This is a genomic window from Rhizobium sp. YTUHZ045 (genome assembly GCF_051124255.1).
GTDB lineage: Bacteria > Pseudomonadota > Alphaproteobacteria > Rhizobiales > Rhizobiaceae > Rhizobium.
The window spans coordinates 2,365,127-2,377,274 of sequence record NZ_CP101432.1 but is presented as its reverse complement, the minus strand read 5'-3'; the positions used below and the strand labels follow the sequence as shown (position 1 = coordinate 2,377,274).

The 12,148-nt window shown below is 61.0% G+C and carries 15 protein-coding genes and 1 pseudogene; 5 read left to right on the top strand and 11 right to left on the bottom strand.

Translation table 11 applies throughout. From position 1 onward, the window contains the following. Positions 1–42: 42 nt before the first annotated feature. A complete protein-coding gene (locus NMA58_RS12095; RefSeq protein WP_430960782.1) occupies positions 43–258 on the bottom strand; it encodes a hypothetical protein in 216 nt (71 codons plus the stop codon). A gap of 161 nt (positions 259–419) precedes the next feature. Here NMA58_RS12095 and NMA58_RS12090 point away from each other — a divergent pair, with 161 nt between their 5' ends. Together NMA58_RS12090 and NMA58_RS12085 are read left to right on the top strand one after the other, a co-directional pair. Continuing rightward, on the top strand, positions 420–893 hold the full coding sequence (locus NMA58_RS12090) for a VOC family protein (RefSeq protein ID WP_430960783.1): 474 nt from the start codon (positions 420–422) through the stop codon (positions 891–893). 121 nt (positions 894–1,014) lie between these two features. Continuing rightward, positions 1,015–1,098: pseudogene (locus NMA58_RS12085) on the top strand (demethoxyubiquinone hydroxylase family protein); the annotation flags it as partial. 396 nt (positions 1,099–1,494) lie between these two features. On the opposite strand, the gene NMA58_RS12080 reads toward NMA58_RS12085, so the two are convergent. The 4 genes from NMA58_RS12080 to NMA58_RS12065 form a co-directional block, all read right to left on the bottom strand. After that, positions 1,495–2,217 (bottom strand): phosphodiester glycosidase family protein, encoded by a 723-nt coding sequence (locus NMA58_RS12080; protein ID WP_434710197.1) that lies wholly within the window; start codon positions 2,215–2,217, stop codon positions 1,495–1,497. Between the two features lie 73 nt (positions 2,218–2,290). After that, complete coding sequence (gene ubiA / locus NMA58_RS12075; RefSeq protein WP_434710195.1) at positions 2,291–3,205, bottom strand: 4-hydroxybenzoate octaprenyltransferase; 915 nt, start codon at positions 3,203–3,205, stop codon at positions 2,291–2,293. A gap of 207 nt (positions 3,206–3,412) precedes the next feature. Then, entirely contained in the window at positions 3,413–3,586 is a 174-nt protein-coding gene (locus NMA58_RS12070; RefSeq protein WP_434710193.1) for a hypothetical protein, read from the bottom strand. A 285-nt stretch (positions 3,587–3,871) separates the two neighbouring features. Then, complete coding sequence (locus NMA58_RS12065) at positions 3,872–5,113, bottom strand: argininosuccinate synthase (RefSeq protein WP_434710191.1); 1,242 nt, start codon at positions 5,111–5,113, stop codon at positions 3,872–3,874. Between the two features lie 125 nt (positions 5,114–5,238). Here NMA58_RS12065 and NMA58_RS12060 point away from each other — a divergent pair, with 125 nt between their 5' ends. Beyond that, entirely contained in the window at positions 5,239–5,706 is a 468-nt protein-coding gene (locus NMA58_RS12060) for an Lrp/AsnC family transcriptional regulator (protein ID WP_430960785.1), read from the top strand. Positions 5,707–5,820: 114 nt separating this feature from the next. On the opposite strand, the gene NMA58_RS12055 is transcribed toward NMA58_RS12060, so the two are convergent. The 3 genes from NMA58_RS12055 to NMA58_RS12045 all read right to left on the bottom strand — a co-directional run bounded on the left by NMA58_RS12055 (position 5,821) and on the right by NMA58_RS12045 (position 7,513). Then, on the bottom strand, positions 5,821–6,192 hold the full coding sequence (locus NMA58_RS12055) for a hypothetical protein (RefSeq protein WP_434710189.1): 372 nt from the start codon (positions 6,190–6,192) through the stop codon (positions 5,821–5,823). Positions 6,193–6,278: 86 nt separating this feature from the next. After that, a complete protein-coding gene (locus tag NMA58_RS12050) occupies positions 6,279–7,010 on the bottom strand; it encodes an SDR family oxidoreductase (protein WP_434710187.1) in 732 nt (243 codons plus the stop codon). A 23-nt stretch (positions 7,011–7,033) separates the two neighbouring features. Then, a complete protein-coding gene (locus NMA58_RS12045) occupies positions 7,034–7,513 on the bottom strand; it encodes a VOC family protein (protein ID WP_430960789.1) in 480 nt (159 codons plus the stop codon). Between the two features lie 175 nt (positions 7,514–7,688). On the opposite strand from NMA58_RS12045, the gene NMA58_RS12040 reads away from it, so the two are divergent. After that, a complete protein-coding gene (locus NMA58_RS12040; RefSeq protein WP_430960790.1) occupies positions 7,689–8,588 on the top strand; it encodes a transcriptional regulator GcvA in 900 nt (299 codons plus the stop codon). A 65-nt stretch (positions 8,589–8,653) separates the two neighbouring features. Here NMA58_RS12040 and NMA58_RS12035 read toward each other — a convergent pair whose 3' ends face one another. Beyond that, positions 8,654–9,493, bottom strand: coding sequence for an SDR family oxidoreductase (locus tag NMA58_RS12035; protein ID WP_430960791.1), 840 nt, complete (start codon positions 9,491–9,493; stop codon positions 8,654–8,656). A 133-nt stretch (positions 9,494–9,626) separates the two neighbouring features. Between NMA58_RS12035 and NMA58_RS12030 the strand changes: the two genes are divergently transcribed. Then, positions 9,627–10,004 carry a winged helix-turn-helix transcriptional regulator gene (locus NMA58_RS12030; RefSeq protein WP_430960792.1) on the top strand — a complete coding sequence of 126 codons (378 nt, stop codon included), beginning with the start codon at positions 9,627–9,629 and terminating at the stop codon, positions 10,002–10,004. A gap of 43 nt (positions 10,005–10,047) precedes the next feature. Here the strand turns inward: NMA58_RS12030 and NMA58_RS12025 are convergent, their stop codons facing one another. Then, positions 10,048–11,046, bottom strand: coding sequence for a DUF808 domain-containing protein (locus tag NMA58_RS12025; protein WP_430960793.1), 999 nt, complete (start codon positions 11,044–11,046; stop codon positions 10,048–10,050). Between the two features lie 172 nt (positions 11,047–11,218). Next, entirely contained in the window at positions 11,219–12,103 is an 885-nt protein-coding gene (locus NMA58_RS12020) for a hypothetical protein (RefSeq protein WP_434710183.1), read from the bottom strand. Positions 12,104–12,148: the final 45 nt, after the last annotated feature.

The following is a 12,148-nucleotide window of genomic DNA, read 5'->3' as shown; positions in this document are numbered from 1 at the left end:
AAGCCGGGGATTTGTTGCCACCGTCCCTGTGAACGACTGGCCTTACCAGTTGCCGGGATCGGCGGTGTGATCGATGCTGGCGAATTCATCAGCCTTGTTCCGGTCGAGATTTACCTCCGTGGTCACCTTCGTCTCGTCGGTGACCGAGTACCGGTCAGGGACAGGCCCCTTCGAAAGTTCCTGGTACAGAAGCAAGGCGGCCTCCTCGGCGGTATCGGCCTCGATCTGGCGGGTGAGGGTAACGGTGAACTTGTGCATGGCTTCGGACCTTTCAATCGCGCGCAGATGCAGTTTGCACTGTGACACGCTTTTGCGGCGAAGGCACAAGGCCTTCGCCGAAATAACATGCATGGGCTGGAGAAAGGCGATTTTCTTCTTATTTCAGTAGAAATCGCAAACCAAGAGGGAAGGACCGCGCAATGGCGAAAAACACGATATGCCTATGGTACAACAAAGACGCTGAGGATGCTGCCCGCTTTTATGCTGCGACTTTTCCCGACAGCACGGTTGGTGCTGTCACTCGTGCGCCGGGGGAATATCCTGCCGGTAAGGAGGGAGACGTTCTGGTTGTTGAATTCACCGTCGCAGGTATCCCTTGCATCGGTCTGAACGGCGGCCCTGCAATCAAACACAGTGAAGCCTTCTCGTTTCAGATCGCAACGGAGGATCAGGAAGAAACCGATCGCTACTGGAACGCCATCGTCGGTAATGGCGGCCAGGAAAGCGAGTGTGGCTGGTGCAAGGACAAATGGGGTTTGTCCTGGCAGATCACCCCGCGCGTCCTCTCGGAAGCACTCTCTGCGGGTGGTGATCAGGCAAAGCGTGCTTTTGACGCGATGATGACGATGAGAAAGATCGATGTCGCGGCAATCGAGGCGGCTCGGCGCGGTTGAGGCGCCGCCGCCCGCGCGAGGCCGACAGATGCCAGCCTGTCAGAACCAGAGATTGCGTACGCAGCGCCCGCGGGAGGCAAGGTCTTTGAATGTGTCCAGCCCGTCGAAATGATCGATAGCGGGCGCGAGCCATGCTTTGCTCCCGCCAGTCGTCGGCGCCCTGACCGACCTGACGATCTCGCTCTCCACTTGCGGAGACTCGAGCTCGACCTCGGGCCGGATGCAGCATCGATATGCTTCCTGCCCGGGCGGCAGTCACTCCAAGGGCGGAGCGTCTGTTATTATGATGCTTGGGAAACCGCCGGCGCCGTGGCTGGCGAAACCTGGAACCCGATGCGAACCCGAACGCCATGGCTGGCGCCGAACGGATCATCGGGCAAAAAACTATCACCGGCGATTTGACTATGTGCTTGTGGGATAGCGGGATGCGCATCCTGAGGGGCGGGCGGAAATTCAGTGCTGCGAACGCATCCTCGATCGGCCGGTGGCTGGAATATGGCCGAGCGATCACTATGGGGTTATGGTCGATATCGACGTCCGGCCAAACGCAAAGGCCGGCTGACGGCACTATGGGCCTCGATGAAGGCCAATCGCCTCGTGCCTATTCAACAAGCCCGAAGATCGGCCCATAGCCGCCATGCCAGGACCAGTCGTTGCGGCCCAATGCCGGGTAGTAAAGCCCGACACCTCTTCCGCCATCGAGAAACAAAGCGTCGGCGCATTGCAGGCGGTCGCGGAAGAGCCGTGCGAAATCGTGGAAATTGACCCCGCCTTCGCTGATTGCGAAGCGCACCACACCGTCCGCGCAAACGCCGACCCCGCTTCGGCGGGTTCGGTCCGTCGAGCCGGGGATGAAGATCGGATTCAGCTTGTCGGCGATGACGAGCATCGGGCCGGACTGCGTGGCGAACCGCACATTTGGGCCACGCTTCAGAAATTCATCGGTCGGAAGTATGCCGGCGCCTGCTTCACCGAGAAAGAACACGCCGTTCGGTTTCTTGTAGAAATTCGGGACCTGACCAGGGGCGCCTCCGGCCTCTGTGGTGTTGGCGGGTTTCAATTCCCTTGCGTTTTCGATATAAAGTCCCATCGGCGAAAAATCGGCTCGGTACATTCCGGCGTTGACGGCCAAGGTCAGCGTTTTCCCCTCGGCGCGAACGGCCTCGGCAAGGCTTGAAAAAGCGCGGTATGGCTGGCCATCGGCGCCCTTCCAGAACAGACGCAGGTCGGCTTTTCCCGCGTCCAGCGTGCAGACGACGTATTTTGCCTCTTCGAAAGTGTCCGGTTGGCACGGCTCGGCGTGTGCTTGATGCGCGGATATCATTCCTGCCACCATCATGGCCGCGAGGAGCACACCCTGCTTGAAACAGATCACTGCTATCACGTCCTTTAACTGCTCACCACGTGCCTGACAAAGCCGCGCCGGCGAGTAGCACGCCGGTCAGGATATTGGCATGGAACAGGCGGTAATTCAGATCCGGGCGGGCAAGGTCGATCCGCCGGGTCTGCCAGGCAAGATGAACGGCGATCACCAGCATTCCGAACGCATATGGCGGCGACATCTCCAACAGCCAGCCCCCGAGCGACCACGCCCCGACCGCCAGAGCATAAAACAGGCCGATCCACATCCTGCCGCGCCCGCCGAACAGAATTGCCGTCGACTTCAGGCCGAGGCGGGCGTCATCCCTCAGATCGACATAGGCATAGACCGTATCATAGCCGATCTGCCAGGCGATGGCCCCGGCCCACATCAGCACGGCGCCGGTGGGGATATGACCTCCAACCTCGGCCCACGCCATCAGCATCCCCCAATTGAACGCCGCGCCGAGCACGGCCTGGGGCCAGTGGATGAAGCGCTTGCAGAAGGGGTAGAGGAAGACGAGCGGCAGAACCGATATCGCGATCAAACCTGTGTAGGGTGTCAGGAAGAGCAGAAGCGAGGCGGCGGCCATGAGTTCCACGGCCAGAAAGACAAAGGCGTGCAGCGTGCCGAGTTCTCCGCTTGCGAGCGCCCGGAAACGAGTCCGCTCCACGTGACCGTCAAACTTCCGATCCGCCATGTCGTTGACCGTGGAGCCGGCGCTTCTCATCAGCAAAGCGCCGACAGAGAAGATTACCAGCTGCCCAAAGTTCGGCAGACCGTGCGATGCCTGGATGAGGGCGGCCCAGCATGGGAAAAGCGTCAGCCATATTCCGACCAGGCGATCCAGCCGCGCCAGCCGCGTGTATGGCCGCCAAACGGTCGGCAACTCGCGATCCACCCAGTCGCCATGGTGGATGTCGCTGAGATGAGGGCGGCTGAGACTCGTCATGATGTGACCTGAAATTCCTATCGCAAACTTTGGGATGCCTCAGCGTTTCATCGCGTCGTCGGCGCCCAGAATAGGAATTTTTGCAAGCACGGCAACGACTGTCTGCCGCGATCGGCATCCACAGATAAGAGTGAAGAGTATTCGTGACGGGCGCCTTGAGCATAAGCGAAAGGCCCAGACATCCCGAAAGTCCGAGACACTCGGTCTCTACCAAGCGGTGCGGGCGGTGCCGAGTGCTGTCGTGTGAGAGGACGTGACGTAGGCGACGTACGTCTTGAGCGAGACGACGCAGTTTCCGGGACAACTGAGCTTGTGCAACGTCAAATGTTTCAGCAACGCCTCGGCGTCGCGCGTTTCGGTTAGCGGAAATGTCATCGTCATGCGAGTTCTCCAACGAACAGACCGAGCATCTGCAGAAGTAATGTTTAAATTATTTTGCGTCGCAACAAGAAAATTTTAATAATAAAATTAAAATCGATTAGCTCTGAGGCGGGTAGTTTTAAAATCGTTTGAAATCGCGTTGTCTTTTCCATGGGAATCTTGATTGGCTTAGGCGTGAGCGAAAAATCCGGAGTTCAGCCCACCGGAAGCGGAGCCGAAACCCTGGAAGCAGCGGAATTGGTGGGACACCGCAACTGCTGGAAGGCGATCGGCGGGTTGTGAGCATCAAGTAGGCGCGCTGGCGGCAGGCGCCTCTCTTCCGTTGCGGGCCGCCCGATTCCTGAGCCGCAGTCCATTGAGCCTGATGAAGCCTTCGGCATCATGATGATCATAGGCGATGGAACTTTCCTCGAAGGTGACGAGGTCGGCGCAATAGAGCGACCAGGGCGAGGTGCGGGAGATGACCGAGGCGCTTCCCTTGTAGAGCCTGACTGTCACTTCGCCGCTGACGAAGGCCTGGCTTCGGTCGATCAGCGCCTGCAGCATCTCCCGCTCGGGCGCGAACCAGAAGCCGTTATAGATCAGCTCGGCGTAGCGGGGCATGATCTCATCCTTCAAATGTGCAGCGGCGCGATCGAGCGTGATCGATTCAATCCCGCGATGCGCCGCAAGCAGGATCGTTCCTCCCGGCGTCTCATACACGCCCCTCGACTTCATGCCGACGAAGCGGTTTTCGACCAGATCGAGCCGCCCCACGCCATGCCGGCCGCCGAGGCCATTGAGTTCGGCGAGCAATGTTGCCGGCGTCATCGCTTGGCCGTTCAGGGAAACCGGGTCGCCGCTTTCGAAGCCGATGGTGATGGTCTCCGTGGTATCGGGGGCGTCGAGCGGATCGATCGTGCGCTGGTAGACATAAGCGGGCGCGATCGCTGCTGGATCTTCGAGGATCTTGCCTTCGGTCGAGGTGTGCAGCAGGTTGGCATCGGTCGAGAACGGCGCCTCGCCGCGCTTGTCGCTCGGCACCGGGATTCGATGCTTTTCGGCATATTCCAGAAGCTGGGTGCGGGAGCGAATGTTCCATTGGCGCCAGGGAGCGATGACCTCGATCGACGGATCGAGCGCATTGACGGCCAGCTCGAATCGGATTTGGTCGTTGCCCTTGCCTGTCGCGCCATGGGCAACGGCATCAGCGCCGACCTGCCGGGCTATGGCGACAAGATGTTTGGCAATTAGCGGCCGGGCAATCGAACTGCCGAGCAGATACTGACCCTCGTAGAGTGTGTTGGCCCGCAGCATCGGAAAGACAAAGTCGCGGACGAATTCCTCACGCAGGTCGACGATGCGGACATCCTTGACCCCGGACATCGCCGCCTTCGCCCGCGCCGGCTCGAGCTCTTCGTCCTGCCCGAGATCGGCGGTGAAGGTCACGACCTCGCATCCGTAAGTCTCCTGCAACCATTTGAGGATGATTGAGGTATCCAGCCCGCCCGAATAAGCGAGTACGATTTTCTCTATCTTTGTTGCCATCAGCCATCTCCACATCAACTGCGTGGAACGATAGGCTAAGTCGTGCGCAATGAGCTTGCGAAATGTTCCGGAAATTGCGAGAGATTGGCATCTTACGCCACAATCGCGCGTCAAATGGGATATAAATGCCAGATCTTCTGGATGCGATCGACCGCCATATTCTCCGCGTCCTTCAGCGCGACGGGCGCATTTCGAATGTCGAGCTGGCTCGGGAGGTGGGGCTTTCGCCCTCGCCCTGCCTGCGCCGCGTTCGGTTGCTGGAAGAGGCCGGGATCATCGATCGCTACGTCGCTGTGCTGGATCCGGCAAAGGTGGGGGCGGGGCTGACGGTTTTTGCCCGCGTGTGGTTCAAGACCCAGGATGCCGAGGTCACGCTGCGGTTTGCCGAAGCGGTCAGGCGGTTTCCGGAGGTGATGGAATGCTACCTGACGGCGGGGGAGTGCGATGCCGTGCTTCGGATCGTCACTGCCGATCTGCACAGCTACTGGCGTTTTCAGGCCGACCATCTGACGCGCATTCCGAGCGTCCTCAATGTCAAGACCGATGTGCCGATGGAAACACTGAAGCGGAGCTTCGAGCTGCCGTTGCGCTAGCGCCGTTTATGCATTCCGCCTTCCGAGCCATAAAGCCGCCGAGGTGGCCAGCCCGTCCTTCGAGGAGAGCCATCGGAGGTTCGACTGAAGAAAAGGCAGCAGATGACGGCTGACTTAGCGTCTGCCCGGAGGAGGGTGTCGGTCTCGCGCCAGCCAGGTCAGGCCTGTTACGAGGAGCAGGATCATTGCGGCATGGGTGATATAATCAAGCGTCGTCTGTGGGCCGATTCCGACCGCAATGGTGAAGGTGCCGACGAAGGTGCCGAGGAGGGCGAAGGATTGGGCGGAGATCGCGGCTGCCCGGCTCCATGGCCGGTAGAGGACGAGCGAAATCAGGCCGAGCAGCAGGGCGGCCGCGGTTACTGCTTCGGCGATCATTGCCTGTCGATGTTGGTAGTCTTCGAGAATGAAGCCGGCATGGGCAAGCGAGGCAAGGGCATAGAGGCAGGTCTCGATAAGAAATAGGATCAGGAAGGCTGAATGCATGACGTGGCTCCCTTGCGGCTTGGGAGGGGTCGGGCCTTACGCAGATCGCTAGCGCAAAACCAATGCAGATTGTTGCGCGACATGCTTTAGATCAATCTCTGTCCGCCATCCACGTGAATCGTCTCGCCCGTCATGAAATCGCTCTCCATGAGATAGATATAGGCGCCGGCGACGTCGGCGGGGGTGGCGATGCGGCCTGCCGGCAGGCGAGCGGCCATTTCTCTCATGTAAGCGGACTTGTCGTTTCCGACGAGGATATCCCACATTGGCGTGTCCACCCAACCCGGAGAGACGACATTGACTCTCGAGGGCGCAAGTTCGAGAGCGAGGGCATGGGCGAGGTGGCCGAACGATCCGGCGACCGCCGCTACGATCGCGCCTCCAGGCACCGGCGGCCGGTCCTTATTGATGCCCGAAGTGATTGTCATTGAGCCGCCGGGTTTCAGATATGGCGCAGCGTGTTTGGCAAGTGCCACGGTGCCGATCAGCTTGTTGGCAACGAAGCGCCCGATGACGTCGATATCGACGGCGCCAATCGGCGCGCCCGGCGGCGGCGTGCCGGCGGTCGTGACGAGATGGTCGAATTCACCGAACTCCTCGAACAGGCGGGAGAGATCCGATTCCCTTTCGAGGTCGGCGGCAAAGCTTCGCAGACCGCGAGGCCGGCCGAGCCTTTCTTCCGCAGCCTGCAGTTTCTCCGGCGAGCGTCCCGCGATGACGACGTTGGCGCCGCGTTCGAGCGTAGCTGCAGCAACGCCGAAGCCGATGCCGGAACTGCCGCCGAAGATGATGATGGTTTGTCCTTTGAGCGAGGTCATGGGTGCTCTCTGTTCCTGATGGGTTAGCCGGCGTAGGCCGCTTCAAGATCGGCGACGATGATCTTGCGCATCTTGTACATGGCCTGGAGCGCGCGCTCGGCCTTCTCGCGGTCGGGATCGCCGATGAGGCGCAGTGTGATCTCGGGGACGATCTGCCAATTGACGCCGAACTTATCGCGCAGCCACCCGCAGGCCCGCTCCGCACCGCCGCCCGAGGTCAGTGCCTGCCAATAATAATCGGTTTCGGCCTGGTCCTTGGTCTCGATGAAGAACGAGACCGCGTCGTTGAAGCTGTCAGCAGGGCCGGCGTTGAATGCCCTGAACCGCGTCCCTTCAAGCGCGAAGTCATAGATTCCGATCGGAACGGTGCGGTTCGTTCCTGAGACCCAGTCCGGAACCTCCGTCGAGCCGAGCTTTTTCGCGTTGCTGAAGACGGAGAGATAAAACTCCCGAGCCTGTTCGGCCTGGGTATTGAACCAGAGGAAAGGGAAAATCGTTGCCATCGCCGTTTGCTCCGAACATTTTCATCTTGCACAGTTGATTGGAAGTCACAGATTGCCTTGTCGCGCCGAGGCAGGAGAGGCATGGCGCTTATCTAGAAGATATGGAGCGAATGGCTGGACGACAAACGAGTTTTCGGCCATGATTTGTGATCAAAACTCACACGTGGATCGGATAATGCCAAGGCGATTGCCACCGCTGAATGCTTTGCCGAGCTTCGAGGCGGCCGCGCGCCATCTCAGCTTTTCCCGGGCCGCCACCGAGCTGAACGTGACGCATGGCGCCATCAGCAGGGCGATCAAGCACCTCGAAGATCAGCTGGATGTTCAGCTGTTCGAAAGGGCGACGCGGTCAGTGCGCCTCACCCCCATCGGCGAGCCTTATGCGGAGTCGGTGCGCGAAGCGCTTGATCTTTTGGCGGCGGCGACGAAATCGCTCTCGGCCCGCCATTCGGAGAGGACCCTCAATGTCAGCACGTCGGACGGTTTTGCCGGCCGCTGGCTGGTGCCGCGGCTTTATCGTTTCCACCAGGCGAACCGCGACATCGACGTGCGCATATCGACGACCGGCCGGCTGACGAGTTTCCTCGGCGACGGCATCGACATCGCCATCCGCTATGGCGGCGGCGAGTATTCCGGACTGACATCGGAGTTTCTGACCGGGGAGGATGTCTTTCCCGTCTGCAGTCCGCGGCTTCTACAAGGGGCGCATCCGCTCCGCGAGCCCGGCGATCTGAAACATCACACGCTCATTCACGACGGATTTCCGATCGATTGGGCGGCTTGGCTGAAGAGCGCGGGCGTTACCGACGTCGATGCGAAGAGCGGCCTGACTTTCGATTCGGCAAGCTTCGCCGTCGAATCCGCGGTGCAGGGCGAGGGCGTGGTGCTGGGGCGCACGATGCTTGTCGCTGCCGATCTTTCCGCGGGCCGGTTGGTGAGACCCTTCGAGCAGGCCCTTACATCTTCGTCGCGTTATTTCCTGGTTTATCCCCCGCGCGCCATCCGCCAGCGCAAGGTCAGGGCATTTCGGGATTGGATATTGGCCGAGATGGGCAATTGCGCAGAGGCGGAATAGAATCTCTGGGTCGGGCGGACGGGACAGCGCAGGCGGCGATCCGCCGCCTGCGCTTCATTCGGTAACTATGCTTTCAGCGCGGCGGCATAGTCGGCCGCGTAGGTTTTCAGCGAGCGCGGGGCCTTGCCGGTCAGCGTCTCGACGTCGCCGGTCAAGACGGCCGTCCAGTTCTGGCGGACGGGATAGAAGATCGAAGCGAGAAAGCTCGCATAGCCAGCCGGCACGCCGGCCCCCGTCAGCATTTCGATGAAGGCCTCGTCGGAGACGGCGTTATAGGTGACGGGCTTGCCGATCGCTTCGGAGAGGATGGCGGCGGCTTCGGCATAGGAGAGCGCTTCCGGGCCCGTCAGGTTGAAGGCCTTGCCGTCGAAGGACGAGGAGGTGAGCGCTGCCACGCCGCTTGCCGCGATGTCTCGGGCGTCGATGAAGCTCGACTTGCCTTCGGCGGCGGGTAGGGCGATCTGGCCGTGGTCAATGCCTGGTTTCCAGAAGGTGTGGAAGTTGTCGGAAAACCAGTTCGGGCGCAGGATGACATAGGGCGTGCCGGATTTTTCCAGCGTGATCTCGACCTGGCGATAGGGAATGGAGTCGTCGGCATCGACGCCGATGACACTTTGGAGCACGACCTTAACCTTCCGGGCTGCGGCTGCTTCGATCACAGGCAGCAGCAGGCCCTTGGAATCGACATAGCCGGAGGCGAGCAACACATAGGCACGGTCGACGCCCTCGAAGGCCGGGCCGAAAGTTTCGGGCCTGGCATAGTCGAAGGTGACGCCCTCGGCGGCGGCTACCGGCTTGCCGTCGCGAGAGGCGGCCTTAACGGCTTCGCCCTTCGCCAAAAGCCCATCTACCACATGTCGGCCGACGGTGCCCGTCGCGCCGAGAACCAGAATTTTGCTGCTCATGTCACTCTCCATGGTTTCTGTTGGAAACTATCTTTCCATGGGATACATACAGAGAAAACGGGATTGGAAAAGAGAGCACTTTTTTCTCACCTGGTTTCCTGCGGGAAACCCGGAGCGGGAAGGGGAGGATCGAATGACGACGACAGAGCAGAGCTACGATGTTTATGAGGATCGCTGCCCGACGCGGCTGGTGCTGGACTGCCTGGCGGACAAATGGGCGCTGCTGATCCTCGACCGGCTGCAAGGCGGGCCGGTGCGTTTCAATCACATCCGGCGCGATATCAAGGGCATTTCGCAGAAGGTTCTGTCGCAGACTCTGAAAAGGCTAGAGCGCAACGGCTTGATCTCACGCGCGATCTTTCCGACCGTGCCGGTAACCGTCGAATATGCGCTGACGCCGCTCGGGCGCACCCTGACGGATACGGTTTCGGCACTCGCTCACTGGGCGGAGCAGAACATGGACGCAATCTTTGCGGCGCAGCGTGCGTATGATGAAAGGGATGCCGGTTGATGGTGCCGGCGCTTCGACGTAAGCAAGATCTGCTGTTCCGCGATTACGCAGTCCTCATCCTGCGCAGGCGTGCTGCGCACCACCGCCATGCGGGCGCAACGACGTAGCCGACGGCCGGGATGGTCGCAAGCCCGAGGAGGATGCCGACGAGACCTGAGCCGGCAGCTTGGACCAGCCAGGAAACCACGCCGCTAACGGCAGGCATTGCGTGCGCGGCGCCTTCCCCGGCATCGTGGAGCAGATGGCTCAGCCAGGCAAAGCCAAAGCTTTCGGCGCCATGCACAATGATGCCGCCGCCGACCCAGATCATCGCCGCCGTCCCGATCAGACCCAGCACCTTGAGAAGATAGGGCATGCCCTGCACAAGGCCGCGCCCGAGCATGCGCGGGAACGCGCCTGTCCGGGAGCGGGAAGAGCGCTGGACAAGCCAGAGGCCGAAGTCGTCCGCCTTTACGATCAAGGCGACGACCCCGTAAACGGCCGCCGTGATCAGAGTACCGACCAGGGCGAGAATCAGCGCCTGCGTCGCCAGACCCGAATCGGACAGGGAGCCGAGGGTGATCGCCATGATCTCGGCCGAGAGGATGAAATCGGTTCTGATGGCGCTCGCGACCTTTTCGTCCTCGAAGGTCTTAGGGTCGATGCTGACCGTCTCGAGAGCGTGCTCATGGGCATGGGCCGCGTGCGGCACGACGAGTTCGTAGACCTTTTCGGCGCCTTCGTAGCAGAGGTAGAGCCCACCGAGCATGAGCAGCGGCATCACGGCCTGCGGCACGAGCAGGCTAAGGACGAGTGCGGCCGGCAGGAGGAAGACCAGCTTGTTCTTGAGGGAACCGATGGCGATCCTCGCGATGATCGGCAATTCGCGCGCAGCCGAGAGGCCGGTTACATAACGCGGCGTGACGGCTGCGTCGTCGATCACGACCCCGGCGGCTTTGGCGCCGGCTCTGCCCGCCTGGGCAACCACGTCGTCCAGAGAAGCGGCGGCCGCCTTTGCAAGCGCTGCGACATCATCAAGGAGGGCAATCAGGCCGACACTCACAAGTAAACCTCTCATTCAGGGACAATGACGGCGAGAATATCCAATCGGGCGGCAGCCGGAAAGGGCGCCTCTACGGATGCTTGGCCGTGCCTGACCGAAAGGTCAGGTGATCACCCGGCCGGGACGGGTCCGTGGCGTAGGTGGGATTTCCTGCCGTGTGCAAGCGAGCCGCTCATTCAATCTGGACATGAATGTGGTCATCATGACGCGCGGCCCGGCAGCCCTGGAAGCGGACATGGGTGTCGGTGATGCCAAGCGTATTCTTCAGATGCGGCTCGATGAAGATCTTCTGCAAGCCAAAGCGCGCGACGCCTTCCGTCGTCAGCCAGGCGATCGCTTCCGCGGTGCGCTGCTCCTCGATCTGGTAGGCCGGGAAGAGTGGCTGCAGGGCGTCGAAATCCCAACGCGTGGTGAGCCAGTCGTGGCGACCCGCGCAGGGCAGTTCGTCGCCCGGGGCGGGCTCCTCGAAGGCAAAATAGCCGATCGGGGAGCGTGTGGCGCCGTTCAGGAAGGCGCCGTCGGCATCTTTGTAATAATAGGCGAAATCGAGTTTTTTGCCGTCGGCATGAGAGAGATGCGGCAGCAGCGGAAAACCGTCGACGAAGGGAAAGTTCGCATCCAGCGCGACGGTAACGGTACCGGGAAACTGCTTATCCATGTGGGCGGCGAGTGCCCCTGCCAGATCGCGCAGTTCAGGCGTCACGTAGTTGCGGTTGAGCGCGCAGTAGATCGGCGAGCGGATGACCAGCGGATCGGCGGTGCCGACGAAGCAGGAAAGCGGAACCCGGCCAAACGCGGGCGCGGTGAGGTGCGCGACGAAGGTGCCGCCGGCGTAGAGAAGCAGAAAGAGCGCGAGGTTGGCGGCAAGTCGGCGCAGGCGCAAGGCGCGTGCGACGGCAAGCGTTGTCAAATAGGTGAGGCCGCCGATTTGGGTGAGCAGCGTCAGAATGATGACGATCAGAGCGTGGAGGATAAAGCGGAGCACGGGGCAGCCTTGTGGAGGGGAGTTGCATTGCCATAGGTGAGGGAGTGGGAATGCGCAAGACGGTCGGCGCACCCGCCTGACACTTCGAGTTTTGGCGGTCGGAATTGACTGCGGAGT

Bases quoted from the DNA above. Each gene is read 5' to 3' on its own strand.
- NMA58_RS12095 (WP_430960782.1), bottom strand. From the start codon at position 258: ATGCACAAGTTCACCGTTACCCTCACCCGCCAGATCGAGGCCGATACC.
- NMA58_RS12090 (WP_430960783.1), top strand. From the start codon at position 420: ATGGCGAAAAACACGATATGCCTATGGTACAACAAAGACGCTGAGGAT.
- NMA58_RS12080 (WP_434710197.1), bottom strand. From the start codon at position 2,217: ATGATATCCGCGCATCAAGCACACGCCGAGCCGTGCCAACCGGACACT.
- ubiA (WP_434710195.1), bottom strand. From the start codon at position 3,205: ATGACGAGTCTCAGCCGCCCTCATCTCAGCGACATCCACCATGGCGAC.
- NMA58_RS12070 (WP_434710193.1), bottom strand. From the start codon at position 3,586: ATGACGATGACATTTCCGCTAACCGAAACGCGCGACGCCGAGGCGTTG.
- NMA58_RS12065 (WP_434710191.1), bottom strand. From the start codon at position 5,113: ATGGCAACAAAGATAGAGAAAATCGTACTCGCTTATTCGGGCGGGCTG.
- NMA58_RS12060 (WP_430960785.1), top strand. From the start codon at position 5,239: ATGCCAGATCTTCTGGATGCGATCGACCGCCATATTCTCCGCGTCCTT.
- NMA58_RS12055 (WP_434710189.1), bottom strand. From the start codon at position 6,192: ATGCATTCAGCCTTCCTGATCCTATTTCTTATCGAGACCTGCCTCTAT.
- NMA58_RS12050 (WP_434710187.1), bottom strand. From the start codon at position 7,010: ATGACCTCGCTCAAAGGACAAACCATCATCATCTTCGGCGGCAGTTCC.
- NMA58_RS12045 (WP_430960789.1), bottom strand. From the start codon at position 7,513: ATGGCAACGATTTTCCCTTTCCTCTGGTTCAATACCCAGGCCGAACAG.
- NMA58_RS12040 (WP_430960790.1), top strand. From the start codon at position 7,689: ATGCCAAGGCGATTGCCACCGCTGAATGCTTTGCCGAGCTTCGAGGCG.
- NMA58_RS12035 (WP_430960791.1), bottom strand. From the start codon at position 9,493: ATGAGCAGCAAAATTCTGGTTCTCGGCGCGACGGGCACCGTCGGCCGA.
- NMA58_RS12030 (WP_430960792.1), top strand. From the start codon at position 9,627: ATGACGACGACAGAGCAGAGCTACGATGTTTATGAGGATCGCTGCCCG.